This is a genomic window from Okeania sp. SIO3I5 (assembly GCF_010672085.1).
Taxonomy (GTDB): domain Bacteria; phylum Cyanobacteriota; class Cyanobacteriia; order Cyanobacteriales; family Microcoleaceae; genus Trichodesmium.
In genome coordinates, this window is the sequence record NZ_JAAHHT010000163.1 from 1 (window position 1) to 5,462 (window position 5,462).

The 5,462-nt window shown below is 34.9% G+C and carries 5 protein-coding genes and 1 pseudogene; all 6 read left to right on the forward strand.

The window, feature by feature from the left end:
• Window positions 1-287 (forward strand): annotated as a pseudogene (locus F6K40_RS27565) (hypothetical protein); the annotation flags it as partial.
• Between the two features lie 58 nt (window positions 288-345).
• Window positions 346-930: a cytochrome c family protein gene (locus F6K40_RS27570; RefSeq protein WP_293140300.1), complete on the forward strand. Its 585-nt coding sequence runs from the start codon at window positions 346-348 to the stop codon at window positions 928-930.
• Window positions 931-1,402: 472 nt separating this feature from the next.
• Window positions 1,403-1,522 carry a four helix bundle protein gene (locus F6K40_RS27575; RefSeq protein ID WP_293140301.1) on the forward strand — a complete coding sequence of 40 codons (120 nt, stop codon included), beginning with the start codon at window positions 1,403-1,405 and terminating at the stop codon, window positions 1,520-1,522.
• Between the two features lie 74 nt (window positions 1,523-1,596).
• Entirely contained in the window at window positions 1,597-3,522 is a 1,926-nt protein-coding gene (locus F6K40_RS27580) for a COR domain-containing protein (RefSeq protein WP_293140302.1), read from the forward strand.
• On the forward strand, window positions 3,512-3,823 hold the full coding sequence (locus tag F6K40_RS27585) for a hypothetical protein (protein ID WP_293140303.1): 312 nt from the start codon (window positions 3,512-3,514) through the stop codon (window positions 3,821-3,823). Before F6K40_RS27580 ends, F6K40_RS27585 begins: the two co-directional genes overlap by 11 nt.
• Window positions 3,824-4,781: 958 nt before the next feature.
• Window positions 4,782-5,033 carry a hypothetical protein gene (locus tag F6K40_RS27590; protein ID WP_293140304.1) on the forward strand — a complete coding sequence of 84 codons (252 nt, stop codon included), beginning with the start codon at window positions 4,782-4,784 and terminating at the stop codon, window positions 5,031-5,033.
• Window positions 5,034-5,462 lie beyond the last annotated feature (429 nt).

A 5,462-nucleotide genomic window follows, 5' to 3' on the forward strand; every position in this document is an offset into this window, starting at 1 on the left:
TGCTAACTAGAGCGAATATTTTTAGATGGGGGAAAAATTTCAAGATAGAGGTTTTGGAAAGAAATAAGTTGGGTTTTGTTGAGGCGATCGCTTATTTAGTAAAAAATGGGAAAAATAATATGTCTGTTTATCAAGAGCGTTTGACTGAAATGGAGATAGAAAAAGTTTCTGGTTATGTGTTGTTTAAGGCAAAAAATGATTGGCATTATGAAGGGATGATGAGTAAAGTAAAAAGTTTTTGGGATAGTCTTTTTAATCAGGATATCGAAGAGAAAAAATTAGGGTAGCAGAACTTTTTCAGAATTATTGTGTGGGTTGTTATGTTAATCGAGGGAATATTTTTAGATGGGGAAAATTTTCAAGATAGAGATTTGGGAAAGAAATAAGTTGGATTCTGTTGAGGCGATCGCTTACTTGGTAAAAAACGGGAAAAATAATATGTCTGCTTATGAAGAGGGTTTGACAGAAATGGAGATAGAAGTTGTATCTGGTTATGTCTTGGAAGAGGCAAAAAATGATTGGCATTCTGAAGGGATGATAAGTAAAGTTAAAAGTTTTTGGGATAGTTTTTTTAATCAGGATATCGAAGAGAAAAAATTAGGGTGGCAGAATTTTTTCAGATTTATTGTTGAGGTTTTTATCCGAATGGAGGGAATATTTTTAGATGGGAAAATTTTCAAGATAGAGATTTGGGAAAGAAATAAGTTGGATTCTGTTGAGGCGATCGCTTATTTAGTAAAAAATGGTAAAAATAATATGTCTGCTTATCAAGAGCGTTTGACTGAAACAGAGATAGAAAAAGTTTCTGCTTATGTATTGGAGTCGGCAAAAAATGATTGGCATTCTGAAGGGATGATGAGTAAAGTTAAAAGTTTTTGGGATAAAATTTTAGGAGTCAGGAGTCAGGAGTCAGGAGGTAAGAATTTATAATATTTATGAGGGTAAAAGTGTTCTATTACAATCCCCCTAAATCCCCCTTTGTAAGGGGGACTTTGAAGTTTCCCCCCTTTCAAAAGAGGGAGGGATATAAATAAGAAGTAAGAATTTATAATATTTATGAGGGTAAAAGTGTTTCATTACAATCCCCCTAAATCCCCCTTTGTAAGGGGGACTTTGAAGTTTCCCCCCTTCAAAAGGGGGCAGGGGGGAATATAAATAAGAAGTAAGAATTTATAATATTTATGAGGGTAAAAGTGTTCTATTATAATCCCCCTAAATCCCCCTTTGTAAGGGGGACTTTGAAAACTCCCCCCTTTCAAAGGGGGGGCAGGGGGAATATAAAACTCTACCTGATAGATTTAAGAATTGCTGTATCTTTTTTGAATTTGGTATTAGATGTAGATGGTTATGGAAAATTATTGTTTTGGTTTGTAGGTATTAGAATAATGGATAATTGATAATTATGAAAAATGCTGAACACGGTGAAAGTTGTGCGGACTTTGTACATAAAATGGCTATTGCTCTCAAAGAGGTTAATGAAACTCTTAAACAATTGATAATTTATAATGAAAGAGTTTTTTAAATCTCTAGTTTTTTATCTAACTCTCTAATACTCTAATTATCCATTGTTAATTATCCATTATCCATTATTAATTTATGACTTCTCCTAAAAGAAATAATCAGAATCAGGTACCGCGACGTTTTCGAGAAAGAATAGAGAACGCTCAAGAAAACAAACTTAAGGAGTTAGACTTAAGTAATAAATTTTATAGCGAATATCATAAAGAATTAACTGAAATTCCTACTGAGGTTTGGGAGTTAGAGCAGCTAGAAGTATTAAATTTAACTTATAATCAATTAACAACTATTCCAGAATCAATCACTAAACTCACCAATTTAACTGAGCTTTCTTTAACTTATAATCAATTAACAACTATTCCAGAATCAATCACTAAACTCACCAATTTAACTGAGCTTTCTTTAAGTTATAATCAATTAACAACCATCCCAGAATCAATCACTAAACTCACCAATTTAACTGAGCTTTCTTTAAGTTATAATCAATTAACAACCATCCCAGAATCAATCACTAAACTCACCAATTTAACTGAGCTTTCTTTAAGAGGTAATCCCCTCGAAACTCCACCAATAGAAATTGCTGAAAATGGGATAGAAGCAATTAGAGAATATTTCCAACAAATAAAAGCAGAAGGAACAGACTATATCTATGAAGCAAAATTACTAATTATTGGAGAAGGGGGTGCTGGTAAAACTACTCTTGCTAATAAAATTCAAAACCCAGACTATCAACTACGAGATGAAGATACAACTAAAGGAATTGATGTTCATCAGTGGAATTTTCCCACAAAAAATCAACACAACTTTCAGATGAATATTTGGGATTTTGGCGGACAAGAAATTTATCACGCTACCCACCAATTTTTCTTAACCAAACGTTCGTTATATATCCTGGTTGCTGATACCCGCAAGGAAGATACAGACTTTTATTATTGGTTGAATGTAGTAGAATTGTTGAGCAATAATAGCCCTTTATTAATTGTCAAAAATGAGAAACAAGACCGAAAACGAGAGATTAATCAACGGGAATTACAAGGGCAATTTACTAATATCAAAGAAATCTTAGATACCAATCTTGCAAATAACCGAAATTTAGAAAAAATTAGAACAGAAATCCAACATTACATCACTAACTTACCTCACATTGGCAATGCTATTCCTAAAACTTGGAAAAAAGTGCGGGAAGCATTAGAATTAGATTCTCGTAACTATATTAGTTTGACAGAATATTTATCTATTTGCGAAGAGAATGGCTTTAAGAAAGATGAGGATAAATTACAATTAATTGGCTATTTACATGACTTGGGAGTTTGTCTGCATTTTCGGGAAGATCCGTTGTTAAATAAAACTGTTATTCTCAAACCAGAATGGGGAACAGCAGCAGTTTATAAAGCTTTGGATAATTCAAAATTTTATGATAATTTTGGCGAATTTACTAAAGATGATTTAGTCGATATTTGGCATGAATCAATATATGCCAATATGCACGATGAGCTACTACAATTAATGATTAAATTTCAACTCTGTTATAAAATTCCTAATACTTCTCAAACCTATATTGCACCTCAATTACTAACAGCAGCTAAACCAGAATATAACTGGGATGAAAATGATAATTTGATTTTACGTTACACTTACGAATTTATGCCGAAGGGAATTATTACTCAGTTTATTGTGGCGATGCACAAGGATATTGAAGAACAAAAATATGTTTGGAAAAGCGGGGTTATTCTCAAGAAAAATCAAGCTAGAGCAGAAGTAATTGAATATTACGGTAAGAGAGAAATAAAAATTAGGATTTCTGGGCAGCAAAAACGAGATTTAATGACTATTGTGACTCACGAATTTGAGAAAATTCATAGTTCCTACAATAATCGACTCAAATATCATAAATTAATTCCTTGTAATTGTGCGGGTTGCCAAAATATTCAGGAACCTTACTTCTATAAGTTTAGTGAATTAAAAGAACGAATTAATTATCAAAACTACATCATTGAATATTGAAAATAGTTTTAATACTTTAGCAGAAGCTAAGGTAGATGACGATATCAAAAGTTTGTTAGATCAATTGTTGAAAGCTATTAATGAAGTTAATAAAAAAGCAACTCCTGAACAAGCTGAAATAGTCGAAACTATGGCACAAGATGCAGAAACTCTTGTTAAAGAATCAACAAAAACTAAACCACGACGTAAATGGTATGAAATGAGTCTTGAAGGACTTAAAGATGCTGCAAAAAATATGGGAGACATTGCTATACCAGTGCTTAAATTAGTAGATAAGATAACTCCTCTTTTACTACCTTAGAAACAGCTAAAACTGTAGGTTGGGTTTCACTTTGTTCTACCTAACCTACGTCTAAGAAACTGAATGGATAGAGAAAATTCAAGAGATAATTCTGACTACCCAAAAAGAAAAATAATCTGAGAAAAAGCAGTAATTCCAGTTTCATCCCAAGCAAGTTTTAAGGGTTTTCAAAAGGCATTAGAAACTTACGCAAAAAGCAAATACATTTGTGCAGGTAGGGTTTGCTGAAAAAGTCTTTTTGCAAGAAATTTTGGTTGAATAATGAGTCAAGAGTATGGGCGAGCGACTCCAGCTAAACTTTAGGATATCACAAAAATTGTGGGGATGCAACAGAAAATCCTTTGGCGCGAGATTTTTTTCATTTTCTAAAGCTCTAGAAGGTAGAGGATGAAATTTTTCATTGCGGATAGAGTAATAGTCGTTTCATTTGCTGAAGCTCCCGCGCCGGATGAGCAAAATTTTTCTCTTTTCCATACTGAATAGAAAAATCGTCGTTTCATGTTGTGAAGCTCCCGCGCCGGATGCTCAAAATTTTTCCTTCCCCATACTGAATAGAGAAATCGCCGTTTCATTGACTGAAGCTCCCGCACCGGATGCTCAAAATTTTTCTCTTTTCCATACTGAATAGAGAAATCGCCGTTTCATTGACTGAAGCTCCCGCGCCGGATGCTCAAAATTTTTCTCTTTTCCATACTGAATCGAGAAATCGTCGTTTCATTTGCTGAAGCTCCCGCGCCGGATGAGCAAAATTTTTCTCTTTTCCATACTGAATAGAGAAATCGTCGTTTCATTTGCTGAAACTTCCGCGCCGGATGAGCAAAATTTTTCTCTTTTCCATACTGAATAGAAAAATCGTCGTTTCATTGACTGAAGCTCCCGCGCCGGATGCTCAAAATTTTTCTCTTTTCCATACTGAATAGAGAAATAGCCGTTTCATTGACTGAAGCTCCCGCGCCGGATGCTCAAAATTTTTCTCTTTTCCATACTGAATAGAGAAATCGTCGTTTCATTTGCTGAAGCTCCCGCGCCGGATGAGCAAAATTTTTCCTTTCCCATACTGAATAGAGAAATAGCCGTTTCATTGACTGAAACTTCCGCGCCGGATGCTCAAAATTTTTCCTTCCCCATACTGAATAGAGAAATAGCCGTTTCATTGACTGAAGCTCCCGCGCCGGATGCTCAAAATTTTTCTCTTTTCCATACTGAATAGAGAAATAGCCGTTTCATTGACTGAAGCTCCCGCGCCGGATGAGCAAAATTTTTCTCTTTTCCATACTGAATCGAGAAATCGTCGTTTCATTTGCTGAAGCTCCCGCGCCGGATGCTCAAAATTTTTCCTTCCCCATACTGAATAGAGAAATAGCCGTTTCATGTTGTGAAGCTCCCGCGCCGGATGCTCAAAATTTTTCTCTTTTCCATACTGAATAGAGAAATCGTCTTTTCATTTGCTGAAGCTCTCGCGCCGGATGCTCAAAATTTTTCTCTTTTCCATACTGAATAGAGAAATCGTCTTTTCATTTGCTGAAGCTCCCGCGCCGGATGCTCAAAATTTTTCTCTTTTCCATACTGAATAGAGAAATCGTCTTTTCATTTGCTGAAGCTCCCGCGCCGGATGAGCAAAATTTTTCTCTTTTCCATA

Coding starts and splice junctions, on each gene's coding strand:
- F6K40_RS27575 (WP_293140301.1), top strand. CDS start 1,403: ATGAAAAATGCTGAACACGGTGAAAGTTGTGCGGACTTTGTACATAAA.
- F6K40_RS27590 (WP_293140304.1), top strand. CDS start 4,782: ATGCTCAAAATTTTTCTCTTTTCCATACTGAATAGAGAAATCGTCGTT.
- F6K40_RS27570 (WP_293140300.1), top strand. CDS start 346: ATGGGGAAAATTTTCAAGATAGAGATTTGGGAAAGAAATAAGTTGGAT.
- F6K40_RS27580 (WP_293140302.1), top strand. CDS start 1,597: ATGACTTCTCCTAAAAGAAATAATCAGAATCAGGTACCGCGACGTTTT.